This window comes from Niallia oryzisoli, from assembly GCF_043641075.1.
Lineage (GTDB): Bacteria > Bacillota > Bacilli > Bacillales > Cytobacillaceae > Bacillus_BD > Bacillus_BD oryzisoli_A.
In genome coordinates, this window is record NZ_JBHZRC010000001.1 from 1,234,212 (window position 1) to 1,251,721 (window position 17,510).

A 17,510-nucleotide genomic window follows, 5' to 3' on the forward strand; every position below is an offset into this window, starting at 1 on the left:
ATAAAAATGAGTGAAGCAATGTCTTCAGGCATTCGGCGCAAAAGTAAGAAAAATCCGAATCATATTCATGACGACCATTGCTCACCCATAGTCAGACTATTTACGGTAGTCTGGTAGAAACTTACAGGCCATATTCCTGTGATTATATGAGTGACAACTATTAAACTAGTAACAATTATAACACCATTTTTTCATAATTCAAGATAAAGTACGAATTATTTCATAAATTTAATTATTAATGTTCGTGTTTCTTTTCAGATTAATCCTCATTTGTATCACTTCCTAACCCAACTGAAAAAAATTAACTTATGTTCCCATCATTCTTATTTTCACAATTCATTCACATTTCCCTTTATTCAAAGTGATATAAATCACCTATAAATCAGTTTTATACCATAGACATAGTGTTAATGTAATGAATGAACATTTTGTGAACCGTGTAAAACAATGTAGAATTTTCCCAATAGTCGAGTATTATGAATTTGTAATCATTAATCATTTTCCACTTTTCCGAAAGGAGGGACTAAAACAGATGGCACTTCATCAAATAGACACAAAAACTTCAAAAACGAAAGTTGAGGACAACTCTACTTTAAAAGGAACTTTAGCTTCTGTTTTCTTATTAGGTTTCTTTCTTGTTTCAGTATGGGTAAGCGTTTACTTTTTATTTCTAGATCGTTTTTAAGAAATTGGGGGTGGGATGAATATGCATATGCATAAGTTCGAAAAAGCTTGGCTCACATTTGGGATCGGTGCACTGCTTGTCTTCTTGACAGTCTTGGGGGTTAGTGCATTCTATATGGGGAACCAGCCGCCAAGCTGTCTAGTTACTATTGATCCTGAAAAAGTGGATACAACGAAGCCTTTTAATGAGCCCGGGCTTAAAAAGGTTGAGGGAAAAGATTGGGATTATGAGTTAGTCTTTGTTGCATCAGCCTTTTCATTTAATCCTGCATCAGTTGAAGTACCATATGGTGCAAAAGTGAAAATTATGGCCACTACAAAGGATGTTGTTCATGGCTTTCAAGTTGCCGGAACAAATATTAATATGATGCTTGAACCTGGTTTTATTAGCGAATATACCACTACATTTGATAAAGCAGGAGAATACTTAATCCTATGTAATGAGTATTGCGGGGTTGGACATCACATGATGACATCGAAAATTGAGGTGGTTAAAAAATGATAAGTCCTTCTATCTTAAATAATCCTACTGCACTGATAAAAATTGATCGTCGTGATGGTAAATTGGCTATGGCCCATTTTTATGTGGCTTTTACAGCCTTGTTAATAGGAGGGCTTGCCGGATTATTGCAGGTACTTGTCCGGACAGGAAAGCTTGAATTACCAGCGCCTATTACTTACTACCAGATTCTTACCGTTCATGGTGTTGTTCTTGGCCTAGTATTAACAACATTCTTTATTCAAGGATTTATGATGGCAGCTGTAAGTCGGACTGCTGGAACATTTTCCAACGGCCAACGACGTGCTGGATGGATTGGTTATTGGATCATGACAATTGGAACTGTCATGGCAGCTGCAATGGTATTGCTTAATAAGGCGTCTGTATTATATACATTCTACGCACCGTTAAAAGCTCACTTTTTATTTTATTTCGGTTTAACATTGGTTGTTATTGGCAGCTGGATAGGCGGAGGAGCCATTATTATGGCTTATCGCAAATGGAAAAAAGCGAATCCAGGCCAGCCAAGTCCATTGTTAACGTTTATGTCTTTTGTCAATACAATCATGTGGATGGTGGCAACTCTTGGAGTCGCTGCATCCATGATCACGCAATTATTACCATGGTCATTAGGTTTGATTGATACAGTCAATATTCTCGTAACAAGAACACTTTTCTGGTATTTCGGTCACCCGCTTGTATACTTTTGGCTGCTTCCTGCTTATATGGCTTGGTATGTAATCATTCCAAAAGTAATTGGAGCAAAAATATTCTCTGATTCATTAGCTCGGATGTCCTTTATCTTATTCTTATTATTCTCGATCCCGGTTGGATTCCACCATCAATTGATGGAGCCCGGAATTGACCCAGCTTGGAAGTTTTTGCAGGTAATCTTAACGTTTTTAGTTGTCATTCCATCTTTAATGACCGCTTTCTCATTATTCGCGACCTTTGAAAAGCATGGACGTTCAATGGGAGCAAAAAGTCTGTTTGGCTGGTTAAAAATGCTTCCGTGGGGTGATGCACGCTTTACCGTTCCGTTCATAGGCATGCTTGCTTTTATCCCAGCAGGTGCAGGCGGTCTTGTTAATGCATCACACCAAATGAACCAGGTTGTTCATAATACCATTTGGGTAACAGGTCACTTTCATTTGACATTGGCAACAGCGGTTGTTTTAACCTTCTTCGGCATTTCTTACTGGCTTGTTCCACATATTACAGGCCGTACATTAACAAAATCGATAAACAAACTAGCGATTATCCAAGGGGTAACTTGGGCAATTGGTATGACATTTATGTCATCCGCTATGCACGCAGCAGGTCTCCTCGGTGCACCTCGCCGTTCAGCCTTCTCTGAATATGGCGGTGCAGCACAGGCAGCTGAATGGATTCCTTATCAGATTGCACAGGCTGTTGGAGGTTCGATTCTATTTATCTCGATTATTCTTATGCTTTATATTTTTATCAACCTTGCCTTTTTTGCACCAAAAGGAGAACAGGAATTTCCTGTCGCTGAGGTTGACATTGATGCAGAAAGAACACCACTTGTATTTGAAAACTGGAAATTATGGCTTGGTATTACGGCATTGCTAATTATCTTTGCTTATACCATTCCGTTTATCGATATGATTCAAAACTCGCCACCAGGATCAAAAGGCTATAAGCTGTGGTAAGAACTTTGACTATTTAGAAAAGAACTCTGCTTTTAGGCAGAGTTCTTTTTGCTATTCCCTTAAGCCTCGTCTAATTGATATACTTGACTGTATTTCTCTGTCAGATATTTAATTAAATAATTTGCATTTAGGCCTTCACCGGTGACTTCATGCAATAGTTCAAGAGGCTCCTTCAGTTTTCCGAATTGGTGAATTTTCAAAGTTAACCATTCTTTAATCGGCAATAGATTCCCCTGCTCTAATAATTGATCGAAATGAGGTAGATCCTTCAGCATAGCCTGTTTAAACTGTGCCGCATACATATATCCCAGTGCATACGAAGGGAAGTAACCAAAGCTACCGCCTGCCCAATGTACATCCTGAAGCACCCCTTCACCGTTATTTGCCGGACGTACACCTAAATATTCTTCATATTTGGCATTCCATATCTCTGGGAGATCCTTCACTTCTATTTCATTATTAAATAATCCTTTTTCAATTTCATAACGAATCATAATGTGCAGAGGATATGTCAATTCATCCGCTTCAATGCGGATCAGAGATGGTTTTGACTCATTTATGGCTCGATAAAAAGCGTTAACATCAACATCAGCAAACTGCCCACTACTATATTCCTTTAGTGACGGGTAATTCTTTTTCCAGAAGGAAAGATTACGTCCGACAAAATTCTCATAAAATAGCGATTGTGACTCATGTATTCCCATGGATGTGCCCGTACATAACGGCGTCCCCATTAAATCAGGAGAAATATTTTGTTCATAGAGAGCATGACCTCCCTCATGAATCGTACCAAAAACTGCCATTCGAAAATCAGCTTCATCATATCTTGTGGTAATTCTGACATCACTTCTATTTAGACCTGTAGCAAACGGATGCACGGTTTCATCAAGACGGCCTGCATCAAAGTTATAGCCCATTTGTGAGAGAATTTCGATACTAAAGAGGCGCTGTTTCTCTTTTGGAAACGACTGAAATAGAAAGTTGGTTTCAGGATTATGTTTAGAGCGTGCAATCCTTTGAACGAGCGGTACAATTTCTGCTCTTAAATCAGCGAATACCCGATCCAATACCTCCACTGTCATCCCTGGTTCATATAAATCGAGAAGGGTATTATAAGGATGTCCATTAAAGCCCCAATAGGTGATAAACCTTTTATTTTTTTCAACGATTTTCTCTAAATATGGCTGAAACAATTTGAAATCCGATTTTTCCCTTGCTTCTTCCCAAACTGATTCTGCTTGCGACAGTAGAATGACATATTCTTTATATTCATCTGCAGGGATTTTACGGTTATGGTCATATTCCTTTTTGCATTCTTTTACTAATTTCTTTGTTTTTTCTGAAATGACCGCTTGCGCTGCTTCAGTAGATAAGCTTTCTATGTATGAGGCCATTTCTTCCGATATAGACAGCTGGTAGACTTCAGAGGACAGAATTCCGATTACTTCTGAGCGCTGCTGCACCCCTTGCTTTGGAGCTCCTGTGCGTAAATCCCAATAAATTAAACCAAGAGCTTCATTATAAGCACTGATTTTTTTTACATATTCGGTGAACTCCTTTTCTACCTGTATGAACGATTGATCCATAGGTTACCCTCCCTTATTAATCCACAACACTTTATTTTATTCTGATTACTTGTCAGTTAACCATATAGAAGAAAAAAAGACAACAGGTAAGCCTGTTGTCAAAAGTAACTGATTAACTATTCAATTCTCCACGTTTCGTTGATACTTTCGTTGGTAAAACCGAAAGCACAGCTTCAAGCACATGTCTATCCTCATCTTTGTTAATTAAAATATGAACGGTCCCTTTGTCTTCATGCGTCCGTATCAAACGACCAATTCCTTGACGTAAACGAAGCAGCATATAAGGTAAATCCACTTCAGAAAACGGATCCGTAACCGCATTTCGTTTTGCAGTGAACACCGGGTCATTTGGAGGAAACGGTAAAGAAAAGATAATTACATTTTCTAGAGATTGTCCTGGAATATCAAGTCCTTCCCAAAGATGGAGCGTGCAAAGTACGGACTCTTCTTCGTTTTGAAATTGTGAAACGAGTGTGCTAATTTCAGCATCTCCCTCAAAATAAATCGGAAAGGATTGTTCTTTTCCTTGACAGTACTTTTTAAATGAAGATAATTCAGATTGTGTCGAGAATAAAATTAGCGCTCGTCCATTCGTTTGCACTATTTGTTCAAACGTATAGGCACATCTTGACAGATCATCTGCAAATGCCGGCATTTCGATAATCATATTTTCTTCATAATCAAATGGTGAAGCAACCTTGCAGGAAAAATAATGTTCAATTCCTAATGAATGCGCAATATAATCAAATGAATTATTTTCAGAAAGAGTAGCTGAAGAAAAGATAAATGGTTTCTTGATAGAGAATACTTCTTCTTTCATGATTTCCTGTACAAGCCGCGGCATAATGACTAAGGTTCTTTCCCCGTCGTTATCCTCCAGCCAGGTAATGCCATTCATCTCTTTTAAAAATAAGGATAATGAATAGGAAATTTGTTCAAGGTATTCCTCAACAATCTTTAATTCATAATCGTTTATCGTATACATTTCACTTTCTAGAACAAGCTCCTCCTCAAGAGTGTTTATAAGTGAATGCAATTGTTTACCGTTTGCTCTAACAGAGGCATTTTTTTCAATTGTAAGCTTATCAGAACCTTCATTCACGTATGCAGACTGTTTCAGCTCATAGAAGAATTGCTCATTTTGGACAAGCAGGTCTTCGATTGTATATAGTGTGTTTTCCCTTACATCATTTGCCATCAGCTTCGTTAACAGTGTTTCAAGAACCCGCTCACTAAACCTGTACGTTAAAGCCTTTTGGCTGGCAAACTCCAATAGATGTCCTTCATCAAAAACAACACAAGAATACTCAGGCAAGAGCGGTAATTGTCCTTCACGTTTCCGCGATTCCTTTGTCCAAACATGTTCCATATAAAAATCATGCGAGCAAATAATTAAATCCTTCGAGTGCCGATACCAATCGCGATGCAGTGTTTGCCCGCAGCGATGCCTGTTATCACAAGTAAAGCAGTCCTCAAGTGAATCCCAGCCGATTCTAGACCATTGTTCATCTGTTAATTCCGGATAATCTTTTCGATCACCATATTTCTCAAATGACTGCATTGATTGACTGCCATGAATAAAGTCAGGAAGCCTGTCATGAATCGTAAGAAATGCTTCATCATCACTGCCTGTGATCAGTTTATCTAGTTTATTCAAGCAAAGGTATTGATCTCTTGATTTGGCTAGTCTAACGTCTATATGTAAAGATAATGCTTTTTCAAGTTTAGCAATATCTCCCTCTTTTTTTACAAGCTGCTCAATTAATGTTTCATCAGCACATGCAATAATAGCAGGCTGGTTTGTATACCTTGCATAGCAGATAGCATATAAAAGATACACAATCGTTTTCCCTGTTCCAACTCCCGCTTCAGCAAACATGACACTTTTTTCTTTAAAAGCCTTTTCCAATTGAAATGCCATATAAATTTGTTCATCTCTTAATTCAAAACCAGCTTCCGGTAGATTGTCATAAAACACATCCCCAATCCATTCGCCTAATTTTTCAAAAAAAGATTCAGTTTTTGATAGTTCAAAAGGTATCCGATTCTGCATAATTATTCCTCCATATCTAAAAGCGAATGCTCCCTAACGAAAAGCGAAAGCGTCTTTCGCTGAAAGACGCTTTTACACAACTGTCTTATTATAACAAACCATTACTATGAAATACATGTTTTTTCTAAAAGGGCAGTCAGCAATTACTTTTTATCACTTAGCTTATCATACCCATTACCATTGCGAAGATTTTTACTTCCACTATATAGACCTGAAGCTGACAATCCTACCATAAGACCAACAATGATGCCTTCTTTTAATGTATCCAAGTAGAAGATACCGAAAAACAAGCCTATTGCTAGTGCTACCAATGGTGCAAATCGTACCGGAAGACCAGCTCTTTTTACAATTTCAACCATTCCAATGATTAGTGGGATAACAACTAAATTTAAAAATTCATACATATGATTCCCCCCATTCTAGCTTTTCTAGTAATACTCATAGTACATATTACTCAGATTGGACAAGAATGGAACGGCATCTCTACTATCATTTTTTCTATTATTTTGTAACCAGCTTTACTTTTCGCGTGGCGGTCTTTTACCCCAGTATTGATAATAATCTGTCCGAATAAAACCATTAAAAAGCTTTCGTTTTTTCGTTGCTTTTTTTCCATAAAAGGTTTCAAATTCCTCTTCAGAAGTCAGCATATAGATGGACCAAGTATCTAGATTACTGAAGGCCTGTCCCATTTCACGATACATTTTTTGAACCGCTGCTTTTTCCCCTAAACGCTCACCATAAGGTGGATTTCCTACCAATACACCATAATCTTTTTGAGCCGTAAAATCCTGGACTCGCATTTGTTTAAACGTAATAATATCTCCAAGACCTGACTCAAACGCATTTTCCTTAGCTATTGTGACGAGTCTGTGATCAATATCTGAACCAGTAATATCTAACGGCTGATCATATTTTGCAAGGTCCTCTACCTCTATCCGCGCGTCATCCCAGACCTTTTGGTCAATCCAGCTCCAGCCTTCAGAAACAAATTCACGATTAAAACCTGGAGCAATATTTTGCCCTATTAATGCCGCTTCAATTGGAATTGTGCCAGAACCACAGAATGGATCCACAAACGGACGGTCAGGGGTCCAATTTGTCAAGAGCACTAAAGCCGCAGCCAATGTTTCCTTTAATGGCGCTTCCCCTTGACCTACACGATAGCCTCTTTTATGAAGCCCGCTTCCGCTTGTATCAATTGTTAATAAGGCCATATCCTTATGTAGCGCAACTTCAATTTTGAACAGCGGACCATTTTCTTCAAACCAGCCGTTTTTTTTATAATGATGCTTCATACGTTCTACAATTGCTTTTTTAACAATTGCCTGGCAATCGGAAACACTAAAAAGCTTTGATTTAACCGATTTCCCTGAAACAGGGAATTCAGCATTTTCCGGCAGGAATTTCTCCCATGGCAGTGCCTTCGTTTTTTCAAATAATTCATCAAAACTGGTTGCCTTAAATTCCCCGACCTTTAGCTTTACTCTGTCTGCCGTACGTAACCATAGATTGCTTTTCGCGATTGCTCTTTCATCACCATTAAACGTAATCCGGCTGTTTTCCACTTGACAGTCATATCCTAACTCCCGAACTTCCTTTGCGACAATCGCTTCAAGGCCCATCGCAGAAGTCGCTATCAATTCATAATTCGCCATTTTTTCACCCTTATCATTCCTATTATGATATCTAACTCTATATGTATCCATGTTTGTCCCTTTGTCCAGTGTAACCCAAAACGACATTCAAAAAACGAGCCTGACCAACATCTATTAAAAGAAAAGCTCTCCTTCTCGGGAGAGCTGTTAAATCCTTTATCAGACATTAATAACGTTCTGTAAGCCATGTTTTGTTCCTTTGTACTGCAAGCGACCCAAAGTCTTGTACTCAGGCGGTAACCATCTATCTACAGATAAAGCATCATCTGTCCTTCTCTTCGTTCATTTCCTTCGAGAAGGTGCCCCTACCATAATTTGGGTTTCTCACTCGCGGGGTTTACCTCGTTCCACCCTTTTCATTTCTGAAAAGGCTACGTCACTGTGGCACTTTCAAGGTATTCATACCATATCTTATTAGACTTAGGTATTTTCCCTGCCGTCAACCGGAATACCGGCTGCCCTGGCTTATGGTTTCGCCAGGCACGAACACTACAGACATCTCAGTCTGTGCGAGCATGGACTTTCCTCTGCATGATTGACTCATACAGCGATTACCCGAACGCTATTAATGATCACAAAGATCATTATAATAAAACTTCATGTTAATAACAATAGTAATAATAGTTATTCGTACAATTTACTTCCAAAAACATGCTTTTCCAGATTGGATAATCGTTTCAAAATATCAAAATTAGTTGTGCCGGCAGTTTGCGTAGTCGGACGTTTAGCAGCGTCTTCCACTTGTTTGCGCAACCGCATATTTTCCTGCTGCAATTCTTCAATCTCCTGATGAAAGGTTTCGTAATCCTTAATAATGAGATCAAGAAATTTATCTACGTCCTCAGGCTTATATCCTCTCATCGCTGTTTTAAATTCTTTCTCCAAAATATCTTTCGCCGTCAATTTCACTTTATCAGCAAGCATCATTTTCACCTCAACCATTGCCCATGTAATCTATATTTTTTCAAAAATATGCGTATTTGTCAATTTTTCTTTACTAATATCATTGTTAACTATGATTGTTAACTTCCGTTCAAGAAACTTCGCGCACCTTAGGGCGACCGCCGAGCCTCCTCGTCACTGCGTGTCTGCGGGGTCTCGACTGTCTCGCTTCTCCCGCAGGACATTGAATTACTTCCTTGAATTCGCCCACGCACGAGAAAATTCGATAGAATTTTCGAGGAGTCTTCGTGCCTTCCACTACAATCAACAAGCTAGCATAAAAACAACAATAATTCATTAACACAGTATATTAATTTAAACCATCATTATTCCATTGTTCTTCTTCTGCAAGCAATTGTAGATCATAGAATTGTATGGTTTGGATCTCATATTTATGCTTTTCCTGATAGCTCTTTGCAGTATCATAAATAAATTTGGGGCTGCCCTCTTTTTCCGGGTCATAGAACAGCAGCAGTGAATCACTTTTTTCAATATGAAATTGATTTTTCATACGGAATTGCCATGGCTTTTCATATGGCCGATGAGAAACAGCATCGACAAAATCAGCTTCCATTAAAATAGATTCATACCATTCTTTATTGGCCTCACTCCAGGATGTCTCTTGCTCTAGAAAAGGTGTAATCACAGCAAGCTTTAAATCGGGATACTCAGTTTCCCGCAGCTCATACACCACTTCAGCTGCCCATAGCTCTGTCCCGAGCTGGCCAGAAATTAATACCCATTCGAGCCCATCCTCAAGCATTCCCTTCAAAGCATTTTGAATAGCCTTTTTTATGTACGGAACGGCTGGATGATTATTTTTGAAAATTCCTAGTTCAAAGGGTTTATAACCTGAAACTGTTACAACTTTAACCATTTTCTCACCACCGATTCCGTTAGTCTAATTCCTATAATTCAATATCAGCAGGACATAAAGAAAAACAAGGGCTTAATAGGCCCTTGTTTGGATGACTATCTAAAAAAACCAGGTCCAGGTCTAGGTCCAAACCCCGGAGGACGAACACCAGGATATCCCATTGGTCCAAAGCCTGGTGTTGGTGCAGGCGGAGGACCTGGTACTGGACCGATGTCAGTTTTTGTCACCTCATTCACAAAAGATTGAGTATGAGGAAAATGATGTTGATACTGATAGTTTGTGTGGTTAACATTCGTTGTATGTGAAGGATGAACAACTGGAACGATGATATTTTCACTACTATGATTTACACAGCATTTTGTCGGACAAACAATTGCCGGTAAAACTCTTGTTGGTCTACAATACATTATATTTTCTCCTTTCATCATAGTTTAACTTACATTAATAACCTATGATAAACGGAGGATTCTTGTACTAATGAATATACCTAAATTTGTCTACCTTGCATTCACTTATGCCGGGTTCCAATTATTCGCATTTTAAAATAGTGCATAAAAATTATCTTTAAAGCTTGTAAAAATAATGGCAGTTAAACCAATTACAACAAAAAAGAGATACAAAATAGCTTTATACATTGTTTCCCGCCTCACTCATTTATATCTTAATCAAATTCGCCCACCGAATTTGCGTCCGAAGGCTAAACTTCATTCAGCCTGAATGAAGTTAAATCCAACAATTTATTATTTTACTCTCTAGCGGGAAGACAAACAACTGTTAATTAGCCTATAAAGCAGCAAATTAATGATAATGACATTATTTTGTCACAATTAATCATATATTCCTTTGTTTCCTCTTCAGTCTGTTGAATCTTTTCAATAATTCATCATGCAACCGTTCATTTTCTCTACTATGAATGTCAAGTGCTCTTTCTGTATAAAAAATAGCTTTTTCGAATGATTTGCAGTGATGCTCAAAGAGTTTTGCCAACTCAATACAAGCATCTATTTGGATAAGCAGGTCACCCTTACTAACAACCTCTTCCCATAGTGTGGCTGCAGCCTTCCAATTCCGTTTCTTTTTCAATTGAAAAGCTAAGGCATGCTTTGCCTTTACTGCTTCTGCATCATTTCCTTCTGATAGCTTAGAAAAGACTATTTCTGCAGCTTCTGTTTCGCCGAGATATGAATACCAGCGGCCCACTTCAAACGTTTCCTTCCCTGTCTGCGTTTGATCAATACCTAAAAGCTGGAAGGTAAGATGCGTATATAGTGAAATTAACGATAAAATATCCTTTTCATTATGCTGAAGAATACCAATCATGCCCTCTGGGTGCTTCCGCTCGACAAAATCAAAATAGATCATCGGTGCTAAAAAACCAGGTATGTCATCCTTTCTTTCAAATGCTAATATTTCTTTTTCTACAGTCGAAAGCTTAACACTTTCCAAGCGATGTTTCCAGATTCTTCTTGCCGCATGATATAGATCAAAATGACCAAAAGGCGGGAGCTTTGGAACATGCTCCCTTATCAGCGTGTGTCTAGTTTTAACCTGCGGCCAATCAAAGGCCTTGCCATTATAGGTAACCATCTTCGCATAATCAATATTTTCTAAAAAGCTCATATATAATGGCACTTCCGAACCTGGCTGTGGCAGAATGTGTTGTTTCAACACGATTTCCTTCCCATTAAAGCTCGCATACCCAAGCAGGAAAATAGTATTACCCGTTCCCCCACCGAGTCCTGTTGTTTCAGTATCGAAGAAAAATAATTCATCAGGCTGATGGCCTTTCGCAGACAGCGGATGCTTCAGGCTGCTATTGTTCCATGCATCTATTGCGAGCAAATAGTCAGCAAAACGGTACTTTCCGTGCAGTGTCTCAAGCGGAAATGTTACTTCCCTAATTAAACAGTAATCCTTATCTGTATAATATGGTGACACACCGTTCTCTTTCCAAATATTTAGGAACGGTATATCACCCCTTTCAACAACAGATCGTGATGGTTGGGGTTCTGGTGCCAATTTATCTGATTCGGTTTTCAAGTGTGGTTTTAAGCGATTTAATTTATTTTTAATAGACATGATTCATTCACCTAGGAAAGAGTTGAATTTTGAAATAAAGCTAGCAGCTTTATTGTATCATGTTTGGCCGATTCCGTTTGTGCATCCATTCCAATGCACGACGGGCAGCCTTGGTCACAAGGACAGCTATTGACCATTTTTTTTGCTTCAAATAAAATCGTTTCGATTCCTTGATAGATTTTATCACTTAATCCAATTCCTCCGGGATACCGGTCATAGAAAAAAATCGTAGGCTTCTCATTATGAGCAGCTTTAACCTGTGGTACAACGTGAATATCCTGGGAATCACACATAACAAACAGCGGCGCAATATGTTTTAGTGAATGGGCCATACCAATTAATCCTTGATCAAGTCTTTCCTCACTAAGACCGCTCATTTCTTTATTTAAGGAAATCCATGCCGAACTCGTATGCAGCTCCTCCTCTGGGAGGGAAATTGGCCCAGAACCGATATTTTCATGTGTCTCAAATTTAATTTTTTTAAAAATGGTCGCCATCGCCAAAACACTCACATCGCCATATCCGATTTCCAGCTGTTCGTTCTTTCGCTGTTTATCAACCTCAAGTACCTTTAGCTCAACAGCTAAATTTGCATCTGTATAGTAATCAACTGCCACTTCGCGGACAAATGCCTTTTTTTCCTCCCAATCAAGTATTTCAACTTGGTATTGAACACCTTGATGCAGGTATATCGCTTCTTCATGCAGAAGAGTCATTGCTGAAAAACGGTCCATTTCACCAATCACCCTCGCATTGGCACTTTCAGAGATATCAATAATTACAACATTCTCTTGTGAAGCAGAGCGCAGTGAAATATTATGGGCTGGGAAGGAATCATTCATCCAATACCATTTATCACCATTTTTATATAAAACTCGTTCCTCGCTTAAATATTCAAGTATCTCACTTGTTTGAAAGCTGCCAAAGTCCTCCCCTTCTTTAAACGGTAGTTCATATGCAGCACATTTCATGTGATCAATTACTATAATCAAGTTATCCGGATTAATCCTGGCACTTTCCGGACTACGGTTAAAGAAATATTCTGGATGTCCAATGATATACTGATCAAGCGGACTTGAACTGGCTACCATTATAACAAGCGATTCTCCGTGCCGTCTCCCTGCTCTTCCAGCCTGCTGCCAAGCACTTGCGATAGTCCCCGGATAGCCTGTCATAATACAGACCTGCAGCTGGCCGATATCTACTCCGAGCTCTAAAGCATTTGTACTCACAACACCATATATATCTCCTGAACGCAAACCATTTTCAATTTCACGCCGTTCCGTCGGCAAATAGCCACCCCGGTAGCCTCTTATCGCTTTTGGTCCCAGCTGATACTTAACGAGCTCTTTTAAGTAGGTCAGTAGAATTTCGACTCTGACTCTGCTACGGGCAAAAACAATCGTTTGAATTTTATTTTTCAACAATTCAGCTGCTAATTTGCGTACCTCTAGTGTGGCGCTTCTACGTATATTGAGCGGTTTATTGACAAGTGGCGGGTTATAAAATAGAAAATGCTTAACCCCGCTAGGTGCCCCATTGTTATCAATAAGGACCATTTGTTTTTCTGTTAAGGTTTCGGCAAGCTCAAGCGGGTTGGCGATTGTGGCAGAAGTACAAATGAAAGTCGGATTACTTCCGTAATACTGGCAAATTCTTCTTAAGCGTCTTATCACATTGGCTACATGGCTCCCAAATACACCCCTATATATATGGAGCTCATCAATAATGACATATTGTAAATTCTCAAAGAGTGAGACCCATTTCGTATGATGAGGCAAAATAGCAGAATGAAGCATATCAGGATTCGTGATCACTATATGTCCTGCCTTCCTTACCTTTTGCCGGATGTTTGCTGGAGTATCACCATCATACGTATAACTATTAATCGAGAGTCCTGCTTCCTGAATTAATTCATTCATTTCACTTTTTTGGTCCTGGGCAAGTGCTTTGGTAGGAAACATATATAATGCCCTTGCATTCGGGTTACGGATAATCGTTTCAAGAACGGGAAGGTTATAGCATAATGTCTTCCCTGAAGCTGTTGGTGTTACTGCTACAATACTTTTGTTTCCCATTACTGATTCATACGCTTCTCTTTGATGAGTGTATAATGTATGAATGCCCCGGCCCTGTAACGCAGCTTTAAGTGAAGGATGGATCGAAGCAGGAAAGTCAACTGTCTTTGCTTCTTTTGCCTCAATGGTCTGCCAATGAACAATATTTTCTTTATATTCATCCGTTAGTTTCAGTTGATTCATTATTTCTTGCAAGCTTTTTCGAAGATTCATTCATTCTCACCTCATAACCCTATTTTATCGAATGAACGTTCGCAATAAAAGAGCTATGATGCATATTATTTATTTTTTCAATCTTAATCATGATTATAAGACGTTTTGTTATCAATTTTTTGTTACAATGGTACTAAGAAATGTGACCGAGGTGTTAGCATGAACAAAGAGCAAATCGAAAATGTTTTATCTGAGTTTTCCCTGTTCCGCGAACTAGACAAACAAGAGATTGATAAAATAGTCGAAATTTCAATTTCAAGAGAGTGGAATAAAGGAAGTCATGTATTTTTACAGGATGAACCTCTTGAAAATGTTTATTTTATATATGAAGGCAAAATTAAAATATATAAAACGGATATTAACGGGAAGGAACAAATTGTTTCGATATTAAAAAAGGGGGAAATGTTTCCCCATGTCGGATTCTTCCGTAAAGGAGGCTATCCTGCATTTTCTGAGGTCCTAGAAAATGCCATACTGGTAGTTGTTCCGATTATCCAATTTGAGCGGGTATTAATTGATAATCCAGAGCTAAGTATCAAGGTTTTTAAGGTATTAGGTGAAAAAATTGTTGATTTACAGGAACGTTTAGAATCACAAATCCTAAATAATACGTACCAGCAAATTATTAAACTTTTGATAAGGCTTGGAAAAGAACATGGACAAAAACTAGAGGACGGTAGAATACTTCTTAAAGGTGAATTTACAAATCGCGATTTGGCTAATATGATTGGAACAACACGGGAAACTGTGAGCCGTACACTAACAAAGCTTAAAAAGGAAAACTTAATTGAAACCGATATAGATAATGATTTATTATTTGATCCAGATATACTAGCTGAGGAATTATTTTCTTGAATAAAATAGTAAGAAAGAAGAGAGCCAATAGACTCTCTTCTTTCTTATATTAATTTAATTGCAGCATTTCTTTCATGTCTTCTTCAGCAGTTCCGATTAGCTTCAAATTAAACGTCTCTTGTAATACATTCATAACACCCTCAGAAATAAATTCAGGTGGTTTTGGTCCAATTCGAATGTCCTGAATTCCAAGGCTGAATAAACCTAGTAAAATAGCAACCGCCTTTTGTTCAAACCAAGATAGAACAATACTAACAGGTAATTCATTGATCTCACACTCGAATGCATCTGCAAGTGCTTTAGCAATTTTGATCGTCGAACCTGAGTTATTACATTGACCTAAATCAATATAACGAGGAATGTCTGTTCCAGGGACCGTGCCATAATCAACATCATTAAAACGGAACTTTCCGCATGAGGTTGTTAAGATTACTGTTTCTGGAGGGAGTGATGTAGCTAATTCACGATAGTATTCCCCGCCTTTTCCAGGAGCATCACAGCCTGCAATGACGAAGAAACGCTTGATTTTGCCTTCCTTAACAGCAGCAATTACCTCTGGTGCTAATCCAAGAACGGTTTCATGATGGAAGCCGGTAAGTAATGTTTCATCTGAATCTATATTTGCTTCTGGAAGCTCTAAAGCACGGTTAATCAATGGACTGAAATCATCATTCACAATCTTCTGGACATTTTCAAGACCAGCCACTTCATAAGAGAACATACGGTCAGCGTAAGTTCCTTTAATCGGCATAACACAGTTTGTCGTTGCCAAAATAGCTCCTGGGAACTTTTCAAATAATCGACGCTGGTCATACCAAGCTTTCCCAATATTTCCTTTCAAATGTGAATATTTCTTCAGTTGCGGATAGCCATGAGCAGGAAGCATTTCGGAATGAGTATAAATATTAATTCCTTTTCCTTCTGTTTGCTTTAACAATTGCTCAAGTGCAAATAAATTATGTCCTGTCACAACAATACTTTTTCCTTCAATCTTGTTTTGGGAAACACGTACAGGTTCGGGTACTCCAAGTAGCTTTGTATGTGCTTCATCAAGTACTTCCATGATACGGACAGCAGATTTGCCGACCTTCATGGCCATCTCAATATGCTCTTGAACATTAAAGTTTGAATTTGTCAATGTCATATACAACGCTTCGTGAGTGGTTGCATCAACAAATGGATCTGTATAGCCTAATTGATTAGCATGTGTCCGATAAGCAGCAATTCCTTTTAAACCGAAAATAATGGTATCCTGCAAGCTGGCAATGGTTTCATCTTTTCCACAAACACCGATTACTTTACATCCCCCTGTAGGTGTTTGCTCACATTGGTAACAAAACATTTTACAAATCCCCTCTCTCACTATCATTCTTTTACAGTTTACTTTCCAGATATTCACACGTACGTGATTTACATCACACCTTAATCGATTGTCATAAATTATTCACTATTAACCCCGTATTTTTTGAATAATTTGTGACAAGTTGTGATTAAAATCCTATCCCCCAAAAAATCACACCGATAACGCTGGTCTATGAACGTGACTTGAACAACAAAAAAACGGTCTTAGATAGACCGCTTTCCACCACTAGTATAAATTAGACTTTAAACATACCGCCGAAGCCCTTTACAACTGACGAAACCTGACTGACGGCATTTATCATCTGCCCGGCAGTGTCCACCATTTTATTAATATCTAATGATCCATCCTGTGATTTAAACGAATTTAATACTGATTTCATACCTGATGGTGGTTTAGCAAGAAAGGAGCCCTTTGGGTATGGATTCATATAAGAGTAACCGTTCGGCTGTACCTGCTGCTGCATTTGACCATAAGTTTCTTGTTTTCCTTGCAGCGGGTTATGGAAAACATTTTGTGAAAAAGAAGAATGGGACGGTACTTGTTGATGATATCCAGCAGCCCCTTGGGCAGGTGGATAAAAATATTGACTTCCTTGAATCGTATAGGGATTCATATATGGAAAATCAATTGCAGGCTGATTCCCATTCATTCCCTGTATGATTGGGTACGGGTGTTGCCTCATTGGCGTAGATTGATAGCCAACGTAATGACCTTGTCTTAACCTCGGACCATACATGGGCATTATCCCTCCTTAAGACTAGTATTATACATTAAATATATGATATGGATGCCCAGATGGTGACAGTGTCAAAATTGTTGTTTTTTTGGGATCGGAGGTTTCAAATCGTGTCTACTGGTGGGGGTTTCTGTCGGAAGTCTAAATATTTTAAAAATATTAGACTATTCCCAATTCATGATAAAATGTAATAAAAGGTAAAGGAGGAGTAAAT

15 protein-coding genes, 1 other RNA gene and 1 riboswitch are annotated in these 17,510 nt (G+C 38.5%); of the genes, 4 read left to right on the forward strand and 12 right to left on the reverse strand.

The genetic code is table 11. The features are described from left to right. Window positions 1-68: 68 nt before the first annotated feature. Window positions 69-170, reverse strand: a riboswitch (purine riboswitch). A gap of 362 nt (window positions 171-532) precedes the next feature. Genes ACHUFV_RS06270 through ACHUFV_RS06280 form a run of 3 tightly spaced genes read left to right on the forward strand, consistent with a single transcriptional unit; the run spans window position 533 to window position 2,856 of the window. Further along, the gene (locus tag ACHUFV_RS06270; protein ID WP_394232733.1) at window positions 533-685 is read left to right on the forward strand and encodes a cytochrome c oxidase subunit 2A; all 153 of its coding nucleotides are present in this window, start codon (window positions 533-535) and stop codon (window positions 683-685) included. A 21-nt stretch (window positions 686-706) separates the two neighbouring features. Next, on the forward strand, window positions 707-1,186 hold the full coding sequence (locus ACHUFV_RS06275) for a cytochrome c oxidase subunit II (RefSeq protein WP_394232734.1): 480 nt from the start codon (window positions 707-709) through the stop codon (window positions 1,184-1,186). Then, window positions 1,183-2,856: a b(o/a)3-type cytochrome-c oxidase subunit 1 gene (locus ACHUFV_RS06280; RefSeq protein ID WP_394232735.1), complete on the forward strand. Its 1,674-nt coding sequence runs from the start codon at window positions 1,183-1,185 to the stop codon at window positions 2,854-2,856. Before ACHUFV_RS06275 ends, ACHUFV_RS06280 begins: the two co-directional genes overlap by 4 nt. Before the next feature lie 59 nt (window positions 2,857-2,915). Here the strand turns inward: ACHUFV_RS06280 and ACHUFV_RS06285 are convergent, their stop codons facing one another. The 10 genes from ACHUFV_RS06285 to ACHUFV_RS06330 form a co-directional block, all read right to left on the reverse strand. Beyond that, window positions 2,916-4,442 (reverse strand): carboxypeptidase M32, encoded by a 1,527-nt coding sequence (locus tag ACHUFV_RS06285; protein WP_394232736.1) that lies wholly within the window; start codon window positions 4,440-4,442, stop codon window positions 2,916-2,918. Between the two features lie 112 nt (window positions 4,443-4,554). Beyond that, window positions 4,555-6,495 carry an ATP-dependent DNA helicase gene (locus ACHUFV_RS06290; RefSeq protein ID WP_394232737.1) on the reverse strand — a complete coding sequence of 647 codons (1,941 nt, stop codon included), beginning with the start codon at window positions 6,493-6,495 and terminating at the stop codon, window positions 4,555-4,557. Between the two features lie 143 nt (window positions 6,496-6,638). Next, entirely contained in the window at window positions 6,639-6,899 is a 261-nt protein-coding gene (locus ACHUFV_RS06295; RefSeq protein ID WP_394232738.1) for a hypothetical protein, read from the reverse strand. 114 nt (window positions 6,900-7,013) lie between these two features. Then, on the reverse strand, window positions 7,014-8,153 hold the full coding sequence (locus tag ACHUFV_RS06300) for a THUMP domain-containing class I SAM-dependent RNA methyltransferase (protein ID WP_394233404.1): 1,140 nt from the start codon (window positions 8,151-8,153) through the stop codon (window positions 7,014-7,016). Window positions 8,154-8,328: 175 nt separating this feature from the next. Continuing rightward, window positions 8,329-8,716: RNase P RNA component class B (rnpB, locus tag ACHUFV_RS06305), an RNA gene on the reverse strand. 61 nt (window positions 8,717-8,777) lie between these two features. Further along, complete coding sequence (gene gpsB / locus ACHUFV_RS06310; RefSeq protein WP_150440106.1) at window positions 8,778-9,077, reverse strand: cell division regulator GpsB; 300 nt, start codon at window positions 9,075-9,077, stop codon at window positions 8,778-8,780. A gap of 328 nt (window positions 9,078-9,405) precedes the next feature. After that, window positions 9,406-9,972, reverse strand: a complete 567-nt coding sequence (locus ACHUFV_RS06315) for an SLOG family protein (protein ID WP_394232739.1) — start codon at window positions 9,970-9,972, stop codon at window positions 9,406-9,408. Between the two features lie 95 nt (window positions 9,973-10,067). After that, window positions 10,068-10,379, reverse strand: a complete 312-nt coding sequence (locus tag ACHUFV_RS06320) for a CotD family spore coat protein (protein WP_394232740.1) — start codon at window positions 10,377-10,379, stop codon at window positions 10,068-10,070. A gap of 424 nt (window positions 10,380-10,803) precedes the next feature. After that, a complete protein-coding gene (locus tag ACHUFV_RS06325; protein WP_394232741.1) occupies window positions 10,804-12,051 on the reverse strand; it encodes a ribonuclease H-like domain-containing protein in 1,248 nt (415 codons plus the stop codon). Between the two features lie 11 nt (window positions 12,052-12,062). Next, window positions 12,063-14,342 (reverse strand): DEAD/DEAH box helicase, encoded by a 2,280-nt coding sequence (locus tag ACHUFV_RS06330; protein ID WP_394232742.1) that lies wholly within the window; start codon window positions 14,340-14,342, stop codon window positions 12,063-12,065. 159 nt (window positions 14,343-14,501) lie between these two features. Between ACHUFV_RS06330 and ACHUFV_RS06335 the strand changes: the two genes are divergently transcribed. Then, entirely contained in the window at window positions 14,502-15,197 is a 696-nt protein-coding gene (locus ACHUFV_RS06335) for a Crp/Fnr family transcriptional regulator (protein WP_394232743.1), read from the forward strand. Between the two features lie 49 nt (window positions 15,198-15,246). On the opposite strand, the gene hcp is transcribed toward ACHUFV_RS06335, so the two are convergent. Next, a complete protein-coding gene (gene hcp, locus ACHUFV_RS06340; protein ID WP_394232744.1) occupies window positions 15,247-16,539 on the reverse strand; it encodes a hydroxylamine reductase in 1,293 nt (430 codons plus the stop codon). A gap of 256 nt (window positions 16,540-16,795) precedes the next feature. After that, window positions 16,796-17,296 carry a YppG family protein gene (locus tag ACHUFV_RS06345; RefSeq protein ID WP_394232745.1) on the reverse strand — a complete coding sequence of 167 codons (501 nt, stop codon included), beginning with the start codon at window positions 17,294-17,296 and terminating at the stop codon, window positions 16,796-16,798. Between the last annotated feature and the right edge of the window lie 214 nt (window positions 17,297-17,510).